This window comes from Trichocoleus sp. FACHB-46, assembly GCF_014695385.1.
In the GTDB taxonomy this organism is placed as follows: domain Bacteria; phylum Cyanobacteriota; class Cyanobacteriia; order FACHB-46; family FACHB-46; genus Trichocoleus.
In genome coordinates this window covers 1-14,928 of record NZ_JACJOD010000016.1, presented here as the reverse complement: position 1 = coordinate 14,928, position 14,928 = coordinate 1, and the positions used below count along the sequence as shown (strand labels likewise).

Genomic DNA, 14,928 nt, shown 5'->3' with positions numbered 1-14,928 from the left:
CCCTCATTCAAAACCGTAACTTTCTGTTCAAATGCGCCCGCTGGTCCTTCATTGCAGCACTACTACCATCAGACCAGGATAGCTAGTAGCACCATGCTACATATGGAATGAATGACTCAAGCAGTATTTGAACTGTTGCCTTGGGCTTATGAGTCCCTAGAGTGAAATTCAAATCTCTCTGTTTATATGAGGTTTAGTGCCTCGCTCTACAACCTTGCCTAAACTTTGTCTAAATCTGAAGGGGGGATAAACATAGCTCAAACTCCGTCTGGGCAAACGTTCTAAGAAACTAGCTTGTAGGAAAATTGGAAGAAGACTTGGGAACTCGACCACGGAATTAGTAGGGTTTTAGCTTTGCTTTGACTGTTGCATGACAAGCTCTTGCAAGAACGAGGCTAGAAGAAATTTAGACCCAGCACTGCTCCAGTTCTTTAGTCCCCTAAACATGGTCGATTGCCCGCCACCAATGCCTTAACCATCCATTGTCAGAGCCATGCTAACTATGATTTATAGAGAAAGCATAATTGCCATCCGGAAGTTGAACTACAGGAACCCAGAATGGTACTCCATCCCAACCTCGGTTAGTTCCATCAGGCAACCGATCAATGTCTCCGTTAAACCTAGTTAATAAGAGAGTGGGGCAGTCAGTAGGCACTCCATAACGGCTAGGAGTAAATCCACCAGGTAAAACACTACCAATGCCTCTATATTCTCTAGATTTATCTTTTTTACGCTCTGAGTTACGGCTGACAATTAATAAACATGCACGGTTGCCGTATTGAGGCAGGTTTCGTAGTGATGAAATCACTTGACGAATTAATTCGTCTCTCCAGGTTCCTCTAGATTCAGGTGCAGCAAAATTGAAGTTTAGGAACCATAAAAGGTCATCTGCAGTAATTGAATAAGAAATTCTCTCGTCATATGTATTTAGATAGTTGTCTAACATTTCTGTCTGATTCCCTAAAAAATCAGGCTGAGAAATTGGTAAAAGGGGGAAGTATTGTTGCCCACCTAAATAGGCAGATAAATCAACTGTATTGTCATCTAAAACATTTTTTCGAGTAGGTCTTATATTTCTTGCCATTAAGGGAATAACTGGAATTGCTGAATGCGATATTCTGCATTTTTCTCTTAAAATATCGTCTGTTCTATGAATATCATAGAATCGAATACCTAAATGCTGTGGTAAATAGATTCGAATAGCAGGTAATTCTGCTTGTCTATATCCATACATTCGAGCATGTTGTAAAACTGTGTCGATCTGGGGATATAGTGCATCTCTACCGTAATAGGTAACAAGTAAATTTTTGATTGTCACACCACGTCCAATCTTAGTCCCTCCAATATAAAGGGTATGTCTTCTCGATGGATTAGGACTGACACCCGCACCAGTAGTAGAGTTAATTTCTATAACTTCAGTAGAAGCAATTGCCCTAGCCGCTTCCGCAATTACTTCCTCGAATGGTGGAGTGTTTGAAAATGTTCTTTCCATATCTGCATATGCCTGCTCTAAGCCTTCTCTAAAATGTGCAGGTGCTGCATCTATGGAATTTCTATCTGCCAGAGTGAGCTCAACAGCTAATTGATTTTTATACTCATCAACTAGTCGAGTTGCTAAGGAGTGATCAGCTTGCCTAAAACTTGTGTGAAGTAAATAAGTATAGTTCTTAGTGCTACCTTGGATTCTAAGGATTGCTGCTCCCACAAAGAATACTAATAGTGACTGAGCTACAGTGTCGGGGATGTTGTTATTGTTTCTTAGATTCGTAACATCAATGAATGGAACAACTCGCACGTGATCGGAGTTGCCAAAGTCATCACTACTAAAGAAGTAGTTGCCTCCTACATACCCTGTACCCGAGGTAGTTGGGACAACAAAATTTGGTCTGAAAAGACTATTTTTGTTTTGAAGAAGCAATGCTTGAGGGGTAGCAGTTGTCTGTAGGTAAACATAAGAAGCTAGTATTTGTCTTAAATTAGTAATTTGCTGATTGGTAGCACTCCTAGGCCGATTGGGATCGTTAACATTAGTATCTAAGCTTGCTTGGTCTGCTTCGTCGTCAATAATCATAGTTGTTTGGCTTTGCCAAGATGCTCGCTCGACCAAACCAATAACTTTCCTTAAAACTGCAGGATTCTTTGAAGAAACTAGTGCTAAGGGCATAACTACGGCAGATCCTGCATGCCGCTGAAAATCCCGCTTTCCTAAAACCTGAAAACCATCTAATGAGCGTTGTATTCTATCAAGCGTTTGATTGTAAAGATCATTTAAATTAGATGTCATAACAATAAAATTTCTATAGCCATTATCGGCTGCTAAGGCCATAGTCGTGATAATTACAGCCGTTTTTCCACTTTGAATATTTCCATAAATTAATCCTTGGGTATAACTTGCTTCACCAGGATTCGTACAACGCTGGAGAATATCTGTTGCATCACGTAAAATACTGTCAAAGTCTTGAGAAGAAATATTTTCCTCACGCTGCAAGTAATCACGAAGATTAGCAATATTGTTGCCAGGATTTGTCGAAGCCATAAACTAGCCTGAATCTAAGTTGAGGGTTATGAAAAACAATCTCTAAACTACAGTTTGAGGATGTAGTCAGCTATAGCTCGAGTTAGAAGAAAGCTGACAGCATTAGCTAATTGTTGTTGTTTATGCATGATGCCACTAGTAACAGAATCATTCACAGATCCGCAAAAAGTAAACCAATCGGGAAGTGACTGTAAACGGGCGGCCTCCCGCAGGGATAACCCCCTATCCTGTATTGGGTGAATGATCATGCTTTTTCTATAATTCCCAATTGTTATTGATGGCTCACTCCACCTTAGTCTTCTGTAGATATTGCTGTGTGTTCTAGAAATATCTTTATAGTTGTCCATCATGTGACGGATATTCTGCCAATTTCCACCCTGTGGTATGTTCTTGTATCGCTCTATAACGTAATCTGCTTGACGCGACACTATATGACCTTCAATTGTTTCCTTCGGTGCCATTTGGCGCATCAGCGACAAGAAAGGATTAATTCTTAAATTTTCTCCACTAGGACCTTGATATTCCTGGATAACTCTATTCTCACCATTATTGACTCTAGGTAAATCAGCAATTGCATCTTGCACGGTTACATAATCATACTTTCCTAAAGAACCATGAGTTGGTTTTGGGAATGCTCCCCACTCACCAAAATCACTGTGTGTATATCCCATACTTCTGTGCAAGGCTAATAGAAAAAATCTATTTCTATGTTGAGGAACACCATACCAAGCTGCATCTACGACTGCTGGAAAAAGGATATATCCAGCATCCATTAATTTCTTTGAAACGTAGTCAACTACACCTAGTTCTTTTGCCTTTCCTTCAATAGGTCTTGGTGTCCAAAGAATCCCCTGAACGTTTTCCATAAGGATGACTTTGGGCTCCAGTTCTACAGCGCACTTGACAAACATCTCAACAAGTTTGTTATATGGATTCTCTGGGCTCCAGGAATTACGGTTAGACTGAGAAAATCCTTGGCATGGCGGACCGCCAATTAAAATATCAACCCCACCTGCACGATCGACAGCTTCCTTTACAAGGTTACGACCAATTTGAGAGCTTAAGTCTATAGGTGAAAACTCTTTTGGAGAACAGTCATCTACTTTATAGGCCGTGTGCTGTGAGAAGTACTGGTGATTTTTTTCTAAGCTCTTAACATATATTGGATTAAGCTCAGCAGCTTGAATGATTCGGAAGCCTTTCTTTTGGCTATTGGCCATCAGAAAGCCTAAACCCATTCCTCCTGCTCCTGCAAATAAATCGACTACTCGTAACTCATTTCTCAAGTATGTAAGACTACCTAAGTTATTCGCTTTCTCCTTTTGTAAATCTAGTAAGTTTCCTTGTTGACAAATTTCTAAATTTAATAATTTGTCTTGTTGGTTCGCTAATTTGATATTAGCTCTATAACGAAGACGTGATCCTGGGCTGCAAGCTGGTTTACGCATCTAAAATTGACACTGGATAGTAGCTGGTTGAAACTTTAGAGATATGCCAATGTTAATTATGCGGTCTATGAAGACCATTTTATGTATTTAATTCGTATAAGAGTAATAGAACAGCCTTAACTCAGAAATCATAAGGTTAGATCTTCCTAAGCATGCCTTTTTGTTACTTGTCCTGTACTGAGGATTCAATAGCTTGCTGCTTAGGTGATACTCAACGTCTTGTATAGATAAGTTGATCACGTATGGCTTTGATTGGTGAAGTAAAAGTTCGTGTTGTTTCATTCTGGTGCTTTAATCACTTCCTCCAAAGTATGGCAACTAAATAGCAGTAGCGTCAAAGCCAAAGTGTGTAGAACACAATTGAGTAAAAGTCTTTTAATTCCTAGCCCATTACCTAACACTCAGAAATAACTAAGCTGCCTACCTCTTCAAATGTAAGTTAAGTAAAACTTATTAGTCAACGGCAGAATCAGGGTTTTAGCCACTTTAGGAACGAAGCGATCGATAAGCTGGGATTAACTGCTTCTCTCCATTCAGACGTAACAACGGAGTATCAATAGTTTGACTGTCTTACCTGAAGAAACTAGACTTAGTTCAGGTAATTGTTGAGGCTGCTCGATGAAAGTAGACGGTCACGGCCAAGCCAAGGTTTTGACCCCCGGCGAGATCAAGAAATTGTTTGAGGCGTTTGAGGGCGATCGCGATCGGGCGCTCTTTGGTATCTGCCTCTACACGGGCTGCCGCATCAGTGAAGCCTGCTCGATGCTCACCCCAGATGCTTATGATGCAGCGGGGGTCAGAATGAAGATTACTCTGCGGAAGGCCAACACTAAGGGCAAGCAGGAGACGCGGCAGATTCCAGTTAACGCAGTTCTAAGGGGATACCTGGAAACGTATAAAGCTGGGGCGGGCAAGCAGTACCTCTTCCCAGGGCGGCATGGGCGCGGGCACATCAATCCCAAGTCAGCCGATGAGATTCTCAGGGAGACGTGCGATCGCTTGGGGTTGGAAGGAGTCAGCACTCACAGCTTTAGACGAACCGCCCTGACTCAGATGAGCAGTGCGGGGATACCACTGCGGGTGATTCAGGAGATATCGGGGCACCGCAGCTTGCAAGCACTTCAACGGTATCTAGAGGTGTCGGAATTGCAATTGGAGGGGGCGATCGCGGCTCTCCATTTCTAAGGTGTGGCCAGTTGCTTTGCTCATAAGTTGTTTGATTGGGAGCACAAGGTTACTGGCAGCGAGTGAATAGGGTCGTTGTATAGCTTGAATCAATAGAGGAGGCACTAGTGCAACGTCAGGATTAAAATTAAGGTTAACGATCGCTAAACCTTCTATTTAATGAGAATTTCCGAAGGTGTCTATCCTAAAACTGAACTGTGATGCTGTATTAGGCTTAATTATTTAAGGGTATTGGATATAAATCTAGTTTTGCTAAGTAGTTAATATCATTAGTAAGCGAAATGAACCAAAGATCAAATTCCTCAGACAAGCACTCCATTTCGGCTGGTATTGGTAACAGGTTTGTATATCATAATGGTGGTAATTTAACTTATACTGATAGCTTTGAAAATTCATTTCACCAAAAGTACTGGATGTATTTGGTAGTTCATGAACTGTATGAAGGTTTAACTTCAGTCGATTCTTTTGTTACTTTAATAGCTAATTTTGGCAAAGCTTTAGGAGATAAAGCAGAAGTAGTACTACCACTTAAATCTGCATACAAGGAAACTCGAAGAAGTGTTACCAAAAAAATATGGCAGCCTGAAACTGCTGAGGATTTAGCTAAAACTCAAGATATTTATATGCTTGTGATTTCAAAATGCCTATCTTTATTTGATCCAGAAAAAGGTGACAAGTTTTTATTGCTTCGGTTTCCAGGGGCGGAATCTAATCCTTTTCAATATATAGAAATTCTAAAATCGCTCGAAGAAGAAATTCATCAAAATAATAATATCTTTGCTTGGTATTGCCGACGTTTAAACTCTCAAGCAAAAAATGATGTGGCAGAGAGAATTGTTTCTTCTGTTGAAGCAAAACCTGGTATATTTGGATTTTCAATAGACTTGAAACAACTAATCTTAGGCTCAAAGTGAGCCATCCAATCTGTGTAGTTGTAAAATAGTTGTGATGAGAGCCACACGATTGGGTTGAGAAGATCATTTAGCTCTCCCTTCCCACATAACCTGTGATGCATTTCGCAGTGAACGGATCGCCTCTTTGAACTTCTAGCTAACTGCCGATTTTCTCTGCCTTACCACGCTGTGACCTCAAAACTTAGTCGTAGCAGATAGCGATGCTAGTTCTCCACTACGACTAAATTGAACAAATTCTCTGGATTAGAGTTGTTTTAGCACTTTAGATTTGATTTATAAATCAGATCTAAAACTTAAATGCTTATCTCAGCAATTCCACATTAACGAGATGGTCAGAAACCCAAGATTCAACCTCATTCTCGCCAATTACGTCCGCACCAAAACTCTTACAATTTTCAGTTGTTTTCAGGTAAACCTTTTGTAAGTGTTCATAGTGAGGGTTTTCTAACTTTGGTGGCAACGTCACAACTGCTAATGGCAAATTGGGCTGTGCCTTCTTAACATCTGAAACCCTCCAAAGTACTGATTCTCTAACTATCTCTCTAACAGATACTTCAAAAGAGATAGCATGTGCAGCTAAGTAAAGTCTGCCATTTGCAACTGCAACATCGAACTTATTTTGTTTATCTCTACCCCGAACTTCATAATCACTTCTTAGTAAATCCTTGGCTTTTTTTCCAAAACGTTTTTGAAGTGCTTCACGAGTTTTAATCCGTGTTACCGAAGCAGCCTCGCCGCGATCGCGTAGGGCAGATTTTGGCTCAGGTTGGGGCTCGCGAAGATAAGTTTGAGCAGCATACTCAAGCAATCCGTCTAGAGTATCTAGTGATCCGCGAGGTTCTGTGAATTGAATACTATTAATCCACCCCTTAGCAATTCTAGCTAGTCGATCCTGTTTAGGAGTGTTACCTGGCTCGTCTCCTGGGAACAATAGCCCTACTAAAGCTGCATCTTCCATGCGCTCAGCAAAATTCCTTAGGAAATGAATGTCCTCCATTCCGAAGCAACGGGCTCGATCCCAATTCGATAAGAAACGCACTTGAACAGCATCCTCATTGAAGGCAATCACTCCAACATTGATTCGCTCTTCTGCGATTGGATCAGGAACGTATTTTATGATGCTGTACCGATTTACCATCTGCGCTACCTCCCTTCCAGAACCGTGCCTAAAGGGCATCCAGCAACTCTTGTTGCCGTCTGAGTAAATACTCCACTAGTACAATTCGTTCTTCCATTGTAAGCCCCCACTCATTTGGGGGGCTAGCTACTGCTTGAATAATAGTTGCTTCTGTAACACCTGCCAACATTAAAAGAGCTGACTTTACTTCATCTTGATTCAATCCACAAACTGAAACCAAATCTGGGTCTACCTCAGCTCTGGAAATTGTTCTAAGGTTTGCTATTGTCCATTGCGGACCATTAGGAAAAAAATGGCCATGATCTACAGAATAGACAAGATTGGGGTAATGCTTTTGATAAAGGAACTGTTTATCCTGACTGTAGACCCATCCGAACAAAACACTCAGCAAAGCAAATCGTGCTCTGTTGTCAGTGTGCTGCGCAAATTGAATTGGTTCGCGGTCATCAGAACAATTCGAAATGAAACGAGTCGCATGGGCTGTCCCAGGCTTCAGGAAATCGTATTGAGGGTACAACTCAAGTAAATCTGGTGAAATTTCAACAATTTTAGGTTCTCCGACTGGAGCACCCATCGCAACTCCTAATCGAGCAACGATCTGATCATTAACAATTTGTCTGCCCGCCTGTTTTCCCTTAACAATATATTGTTTTTGATCAATGCCTCTAGCTAAGACTGGACGAGCCGCAGAACGCCAATCCTGTCCACCAAAATCAAGCAAAAGAATAGGGTCTTCAGGACTTCTGAGCAATTCCTCTAAAGCTAGATCCCATCCTGCTTCACCTATTACGTTGTTTGAGTTATTGCTCACATCGGTATTTTGGAATCAGGAAGATTTTTTACCAAGGATGAATGTTATTTACTCTGGGGCGACCTCTACGGCTTTGTTTGGGGCAAACCAAATGAACGTCAGAAGCAGACATACTATGAGTCCCCAATGTTTTGAGCCAAGAGTTTAGCTGTTGAGGTAGATGTCTAACACTTTATGATAATTGGAGCTAGTAGATATGTATAGGAAGACTTTGAGATAGCGCTAGAGTAATCGAGGTATGGGATTGTAGAAGATGAATGAATTAACTAACAACTCTATTACAAAAGTAATCGACACACTGCGGGGTAGGGATATTAACGCTCAATACTGGCACAGTGGTGGCGGAATTTTTGGAATTATGATCTGGCTGCCAGATGGAAAGTCTATTTTTTGGGGCGCTCCCGATGGCACTTGGTGCTATGACTATAATGCGGCTGATGGAGACCACATTTCATCTGGTTTTACAGATATACCTTGTGAGCGTTTTGATCCTTTGGTGCTATCTCAAGCCATTACTGGCTCAGTGCAAGTAGCTTCTTCGTAGTGACTTTCTGCTGGATAGTAGGTTTAAGTAGTTAATTGTTTTACCATCAAAGACCCATCTTGGCAAAGTCGCCATCTGACGCCAAACAATTGCGTTACCTCTTCCACCGCAATAGGGAACTCTAAACCTGCCTCCTCCCGGTGAAAGCATGAATCGATTTTTGGCATTGGCAGCGGCGATCGCCCTCATCTCACCCTCACGACTCCTAGCCCAAACTAACCAAACGGGTACTGTCATTAGCACGGGTGATGGAGACACACTGCGCGTTCAAGTGAACGGAAAACCTATCACCGTGAGGCTCGCCTGCATAGACGCGCCAGAGGCTAACCAAGCTGGAGGGAAGGAAGCGGCAACACGTCTCAGTCAGTTTCTATCCAAGAATCAGAGTGTGCAACTGCGGGTCGTAGAAATAGACCGTTACCGCCGCACCGTAGCCGAGGTATTCAAAAACGGGCAGTCGGTGGATCTGCAAATGGTTCAGGAGGGGCGAGCCGTAGTTTATCGGCAGTACTTAAGCGATTGTGCTGCTACCAAGGATCGCTATCTCCAAGCAGAAACAAAGGCCAAGCAACGAAAGCTAGCCTTCTGGAGCCAAGCTAATCCAATCATGCCGTGGGATTTCAGAGCAGGTAAGCGAGGCACTTCTACCCCTGTCCCCGCAATTAATTGGCCTACCACTCCACAACCTGCTGCTCAAACCTCTAACTGTTCCCCAGCTTATCCAGGTGTGTGTATCCCACCCGGACCACCCGATTTAGATTGTGGAAACATTTCAGAGAGACGGTTCACAGTGATAGCACCTGACCCGCATAGATTTGATGGAGACAAAGATGGGGTGGGGTGTGAGAGCTAATTCCCTAACATGAAGCACCTTGTTGCTTGGCTGCCCCTACTCGCGATCGCCGTTGTCACTGTTCCTATTTACCAGCAGTGGCAGCGATCGCAACCTTCTCGACCCCACTACGATAATCCCAGCACCAATTGGAAAAAACCAGCCTTGACCAAAAGCCCTGGTGAGATGCTGAGTGGGCACTGGAATGTGGTCCCAGGAAGTGTTGAGGATGGTAATACCTTCCAGGTGCAACAGCAGGGCCGAGTTGAAATAATTCGTTTGGCTTGCGTTAATGCACCACAACTAGATCAACCTCTGGGAGTGAGAAGTCGAGATCACCTGCGGTCGCTCTTTGCCCAAGCCAACAATCACGTCATTCTAACGATCGCTGACACCGATCGCCAAGGGAGAAAAGTGGCCGAGGTGAATGTCCCAACTCCGCGTTCTGACGAGGAGAAGTTTGTCCAGTACGAGATGGTCGTAGCTGGCTGGGCTTACCCCTATGAGAAGTTTGCTGATCACTGTCCCAACTGGGACGTAGTGCAGCAGGGTATGAAAGAAGCGAAGCAAAACCAACGAGGCGTTTGGGCAGTTGCTCCAGCCGTTAAACATTGAGGCGATCGCCGCTTTGATGTGGGGTGACTGACGAGAGTCGAACTCGCTAACACTGGTGTCACAAACCAGCCCCTCCACCTCTTCGGGTTCAGTCACAGTGGAGCCAAGGGGACTCGAACCCCTAACCTTCCGCTTACAAGGCGACTGCTCTGCCGTTGAGCCACACCAGCATTGGTAGCGGAGGTGAGAATTGCACTCACTGATGTGAAGGGTATGAACCAGTGGTAAGCATTGTCTTCCCGTTCAACCAACAGCATCGTGTCGTCGGCATAGCGAATGATGGAATAGTATCCTCGACAGTGCTGACGCACCACTGGTCTAGAACATGGTCAAGGAAGATGTTCGCAATCACCGGAGACAGTTGATCCTTGCGGACTGCCTAGTTCATCGACCACTACGCCTCCAGGCGTTTGTACCCCTGCTTTGAGCATTTGTGCAATCAGTCGTAGGAATCTGGGTTCTTTAGCACAACCCCTATTTCGAATAAATTATAAAGTTTGAGTAAATGTGACTCTTAATATTTAAAGATTCAATAAATACTAGGCACCTCAATTAATTATTTTTGCGAATGAGGAGAGGCTGAATTCTTTACAATTATTGCTGTTCTCATTAACATTTGTTTTTCACTAAATACCTACTTCCGCTTTCAGTAAAATTACAGAGGATGTTTGGTTTTCACTCATTAAGATTTTGCTTAGGGCATCAAAAGAGTTTTTTAAATCCAGATGATAAGAGAAAAGAAGATGCAAACGATCGAGATTAGCTCTGCTTTAAGATTCGCATTGGCAACCACTCTAACCATAATTACTAGTAGTGCACTTTTTCAACCTGCTGCTCAGGCGTGGAAAATAACTCGAACAGGACAAGAACTGCCAGCTGGACAAAGTTTGAATATTGGTGGTGCAAGCTTTAGTTGCGATGGAAACTACGGCTTTATTCCAGGGGCCACCTTAGAAAATGATGGTCTTACATCAACCGTGTTCCTGGATAAACCTTTTTGTTTTCCCTATGCACCTAATGAAGAACTTGTACCTTCTGCTTCAAGCACAAGAGATTTCTTCTCATTTAAGACTACTGATCAAGGCGTTAAAGCAGGCTTACGTTTCTTTAATCCAACGTACTATTTAGGTGGCACCTCAGAATACACAGAGACATGGACGCTTGAAGGATACATTGAGCAGGTTCCACTAGAAAATGGGCTTTACAGTAAGAATATATTTTTGGGTGAAGGAGTTGAACAGACATATAAAGTATCGCCAAATGAGGCTTATCCTAATGGGTTTTCCAGTTCAGGCAAGGGCAACATTCCGATAGGATCTGATCCTGCGTTGACTACGATTTCTAGCGAGCAGAGTTCGTTTTTTACCAGTGCGCCATCCCTGAACGATTATTTGAGGCTTTGGTCGCCTTCAGGTAGGCGTTTGTACTTAATGCAACCTCACTACGGTTCTTACTTTGCAGGTAATGTAGTTGGCGAACCAACAATTGCATTAATTCAATACCAACTTGCATTAGGTGAAGGTGATATAGGGATAATCAGCCATCCAATCACTGCTGCTTCTTCAAATGTTCTCCTACCAACAGCACCAGGACTTTACAGTGATGGCACAAATATTTTTGTTCCAGTAAGTTCAGATAAATCACCTATTCCTACTACTAGTTTTGTTGATTCAGGCAAAGTAATTTTTGAATCTGCTGAATCTATTTTGGCAAACACTTTAGCAGAGTTTGAAAAAACGATAAAAACTAGTAGAAACACGATTTCTGCACAATTTCAACCTCAAGGAAAAACTCTCGGCTCCGTTCCTATAGCTGCCATTGCAGCAGCAATGGGGTATAGCTCATTCAATTGGTTACAAATTGTTAGTCAGGTACCACCCAATACAGACTGGTTTACTGGTACTGGGCTAAAAGTAGTTGATAATGGCAATATCAACACTCAAACTGGCAAATTTTTTGACCCTTTGTATTTAGGTCAAAAAATTTGCCCTCATAATCGAGCTAGTTCAGAATCGTGTGGCGCTCATAATACCGATACTAAAGATTTTTATTACGACATTCCAGGATTCGGTGGAGGCTACGCAGACTACAACAAAGCCATTAGAGAAAACCCTTTAAGCACAGTTTTATTGTTTGCGGATAGTCCTCTAATGCCTTCAAATCCTGGCATTCCCATTGTATTCAACACACAGTTAGTGGGAATAAAAGCAGGAGATAATTCCTATGAAGAATATGAAGCAATTCCTGGATTTAACTTTAGTTGGCAGTCAACCCATCGCTGTGCAAATGAGGAATGTGATCAAACGGTAGGATCTGCCTTTAGGTCTGTTTCTTCTCTAGAGCTAAACTTGTCCAAATTATATTCATCCTTAGGAGTAACATCTGATGATTTTGTTGGTGATGTTCGACTTCTTAGTGTCAGTGGCCGAGCTCCAACACCTGCATCAGTTCCTGAACCTTCCTCTGCATTAGGGGTAATGGTGGCATTTAGTATTGGTTCCATTATCAAGCGGAAGCGTCAACGGTCATCGGGAAATTCATAAAAGGGTTTCAGCTTCTCCTCAGGATGCAGCTTGCCGATCCATGAATTCTTGAAGGATTTTCAACTGTTACTTTAACTCAGCGATCGCCCAGCAAGAGGAGCGCTGCGCGATCACAGGGCAATTAATCCGACCGCAGCAATCCATGTGGTTGGGGTTAACAGTTGCTGGTGAATTTGTTTCTCTAAGTGTTGAAGTTGAACGCGAGGCATCGACAAAGTTGTAACGGCTAGTCCAAAATGTTTACCGTGAACATTTTGATAGGCCAAGAGTCTGAAACGGTTGCGTGGAGAGGAATAGAGGGTGGTTTGTAGATGTTCAGACTGCTATATATATTTAATAGCATCATGAACATCTACAAACCACTTGTAAACCCTTACTCAGAAAGGGTTTCAAGCTACACTAAGCTTGCTCACCCCTCGCTTTATTACCTTCCTGACGGCACTTTTGCCAAAGCCGCCCCAACTTTGCTCACGAACTCTGAGTCGCGATCGCACGTCAGAACTAACTGGTCAATCGCTCGTGTCATCGCCACATAGAACAGCCTGGTCTCTTCTTGAACCGTACTGTATTGATTGGGCAAGTAACCCACTCCTGGGATAAAGACGACTGGAAATTCTAGCCCCTTACTAGAGTGCATCGTAATGAGTTTGATGCTGGGCTCCGCCAAGTTGAAGTGGCGGCTGGCACTGCTGGCATTCACCCACTCTACGGGCACCTGAGCTTGCTGCAATTGTTGATAGAACCGTTCACCCATGAACTTGGAACGGTAGACGATCGCCATCTCATTCCAAGGCGTACCTCGCTCATAGAACTGCTGCACTCGCTCTGTGAGATAGTCCACCTCATGCTTGAAGCTGGGTAGTCGGATCAACTCCGGCATCGGTCCATGACGGCCTGCACTTTGAGGTTCCACTAAGACAGGGGTGTCCTCTTCTGAGCCTTCCGTTGGAGCCATCACTTCCTTGGCAAACTCGTAGGCCAGCGTCAGCACTTCACTCGTGTTGCGGTAGTTGAGCTTGAGTATCGTAGTCCGTCCTTGGGCTTTAATCCCTACGCTCTTGAAGCTGAACTTCTGCTTGCCTGCTTCGCCATAGAGGTTTTGGGCATCGTCATAGAGGACTAGGAGAGAGTCAGTGTCTGGGTCCACCATCTGCACGACCAGCTTGAGCCACTCTGGTTGAAAGTCATGGCCTTCATCAATCATGACGGCTCCATATCGGCCCCCTGGAATAGCATTCTGGTCCACAGCTTGAATTACTCGCTGCACCAGCTGCTCTACATATTCATCCCCTCGATATTGGCGAGAGTCAGGTGTGGGGAGTCTGTAAGCTTTGAGCTGGTCTATGCACCAGCCGTGAAAGTGGCGCACTTGAACCTGATCGCTGAGTTCTTTGGCTTGAATCATCTGTCGCAGCCGAGCAGCCAGGGAGACATTAAAGCAGAGCACGAGAAGTGGCTTAGTGGTTCCTTGTGCTAAATGCTGACAACGGTAGGCCAAAATCAAAGTCTTCCCAGACCCGGCAACCCCGTGAATCACCCGATGCCCATCTCTTAGGCTACGGGCTAGCTGCTCCTGTTGCAGATCCATGATTTTGATTAGGTCTGGGATCAACGTCTCCGGCTTCGACTCTTCTATAACGTTTCTCTCTCCAAAAATTGTCAGCTGCTCAAATGAGATTCGGATATCGGCAAAGAGGTGCCAGCGAATTCGATCAATCTGCGATCGCCTGAGCGTGGAGCCGAATTGATAAGCACACAGATCCCAGAGCTGCTTCTGAAAGGTTTCAGGGTCAACCTTATCAGTCATTTCATCTTTGCAGATGACAAGATGCGGTTCTAGGACTTCACCTAAGTCAGTTTGCTCAAAAGCCGTGCGAGTGATGTTGCTCAGGACTACCCCATAGCCATAAGGGAACAGTAGCTTGCCTTGGTAGCGTCCTGACTGCACCAGCAGGGGATCTCGCTCTAAGAGTTCGTTCACCGCGAAAGCGTAGCCTCTAGCTTGAGCCAAAGGGTTCATTACCTGTTTAATGCCGTTTGGAGTGACCAACTCAACTGAAGTAGAAGTTGCCCGGTGAATGTGGTCTAGCTTCCAGTCCTTGACCTCCAAGATGAAGAGCCCTCGGCTGGGATGCAGAACAATGAAGTCTGGGTGTAACTGCTTTGGGCCAATTGGCACGTCATACCAAAGCAGATAATCATCCTCCAGCTTTGCCTCCAATCTGGCAGCTAACCGTTTTTCCCCAGCCGTCATCCGAGATAAGCAGCTATTCAAAGCGGGAATCAAGGTTGCCATAAGGTTTGAAAATCGTTGGAACTGGTTGGATCTAGGCTTAATTTACCCAACGCCGTTGCACCAACT

At 43.8% G+C, this 14,928-nt stretch carries 11 protein-coding genes and 2 tRNA genes; 6 read left to right on the top strand and 7 right to left on the bottom strand.

What is annotated here, in order from left to right:
• Positions 1 to 496: 496 nt before the first annotated feature.
• Positions 497 to 2,536, bottom strand: a complete 2,040-nt coding sequence (locus H6F72_RS11755; RefSeq protein ID WP_190435196.1) for a Z1 domain-containing protein — start codon at positions 2,534 to 2,536, stop codon at positions 497 to 499.
• 47 nt (positions 2,537 to 2,583) lie between these two features.
• On the bottom strand, positions 2,584 to 3,984 hold the full coding sequence (locus H6F72_RS11750; RefSeq protein ID WP_190435193.1) for a DNA cytosine methyltransferase: 1,401 nt from the start codon (positions 3,982 to 3,984) through the stop codon (positions 2,584 to 2,586).
• A gap of 618 nt (positions 3,985 to 4,602) precedes the next feature.
• Between H6F72_RS11750 and H6F72_RS11745 the strand changes: the two genes are divergently transcribed.
• Both H6F72_RS11745 and H6F72_RS11740 read left to right on the top strand, forming a co-directional pair.
• Entirely contained in the window at positions 4,603 to 5,169 is a 567-nt protein-coding gene (locus H6F72_RS11745; protein WP_190435188.1) for a site-specific integrase, read from the top strand.
• Between the two features lie 281 nt (positions 5,170 to 5,450).
• Entirely contained in the window at positions 5,451 to 6,083 is a 633-nt protein-coding gene (locus H6F72_RS11740) for a hypothetical protein (RefSeq protein WP_190435185.1), read from the top strand.
• Between the two features lie 301 nt (positions 6,084 to 6,384).
• Here H6F72_RS11740 and H6F72_RS11735 read toward each other — a convergent pair whose 3' ends face one another.
• Positions 6,385 to 7,221 (bottom strand): DUF3037 domain-containing protein, encoded by an 837-nt coding sequence (locus H6F72_RS11735; RefSeq protein WP_190435183.1) that lies wholly within the window; start codon positions 7,219 to 7,221, stop codon positions 6,385 to 6,387.
• A 28-nt stretch (positions 7,222 to 7,249) separates the two neighbouring features.
• Positions 7,250 to 8,032: a HipA family kinase gene (locus tag H6F72_RS11730; RefSeq protein ID WP_190435180.1), complete on the bottom strand. Its 783-nt coding sequence runs from the start codon at positions 8,030 to 8,032 to the stop codon at positions 7,250 to 7,252.
• 253 nt (positions 8,033 to 8,285) lie between these two features.
• On the opposite strand from H6F72_RS11730, the gene H6F72_RS11725 reads away from it, so the two are divergent.
• From H6F72_RS11725 to H6F72_RS11715, 3 genes are all read left to right on the top strand, one after another.
• On the top strand, positions 8,286 to 8,576 hold the full coding sequence (locus tag H6F72_RS11725; protein WP_190435177.1) for a hypothetical protein: 291 nt from the start codon (positions 8,286 to 8,288) through the stop codon (positions 8,574 to 8,576).
• A 148-nt stretch (positions 8,577 to 8,724) separates the two neighbouring features.
• Positions 8,725 to 9,429, top strand: a complete 705-nt coding sequence (locus H6F72_RS11720; protein ID WP_190435174.1) for a thermonuclease family protein — start codon at positions 8,725 to 8,727, stop codon at positions 9,427 to 9,429.
• A gap of 9 nt (positions 9,430 to 9,438) precedes the next feature.
• A complete protein-coding gene (locus H6F72_RS11715; protein WP_190435171.1) occupies positions 9,439 to 10,023 on the top strand; it encodes a thermonuclease family protein in 585 nt (194 codons plus the stop codon).
• 19 nt (positions 10,024 to 10,042) lie between these two features.
• Here the strand turns inward: H6F72_RS11715 and H6F72_RS11710 are convergent.
• A tRNA-His gene (locus H6F72_RS11710) sits at positions 10,043 to 10,119 on the bottom strand.
• A gap of 2 nt (positions 10,120 to 10,121) precedes the next feature.
• Positions 10,122 to 10,187: transfer RNA gene (locus H6F72_RS11705), tRNA-Thr, on the bottom strand.
• 579 nt (positions 10,188 to 10,766) lie between these two features.
• On the opposite strand from H6F72_RS11705, the gene H6F72_RS11700 reads away from it, so the two are divergent.
• Positions 10,767 to 12,566, top strand: a complete 1,800-nt coding sequence (locus tag H6F72_RS11700) for a PEP-CTERM sorting domain-containing protein (protein WP_190435168.1) — start codon at positions 10,767 to 10,769, stop codon at positions 12,564 to 12,566.
• A 424-nt stretch (positions 12,567 to 12,990) separates the two neighbouring features.
• On the opposite strand, the gene H6F72_RS11695 is transcribed toward H6F72_RS11700, so the two are convergent.
• Positions 12,991 to 14,862, bottom strand: coding sequence for a 3'-5' exonuclease (locus H6F72_RS11695; protein WP_190435166.1), 1,872 nt, complete (start codon positions 14,860 to 14,862; stop codon positions 12,991 to 12,993).
• Positions 14,863 to 14,928: the final 66 nt, after the last annotated feature.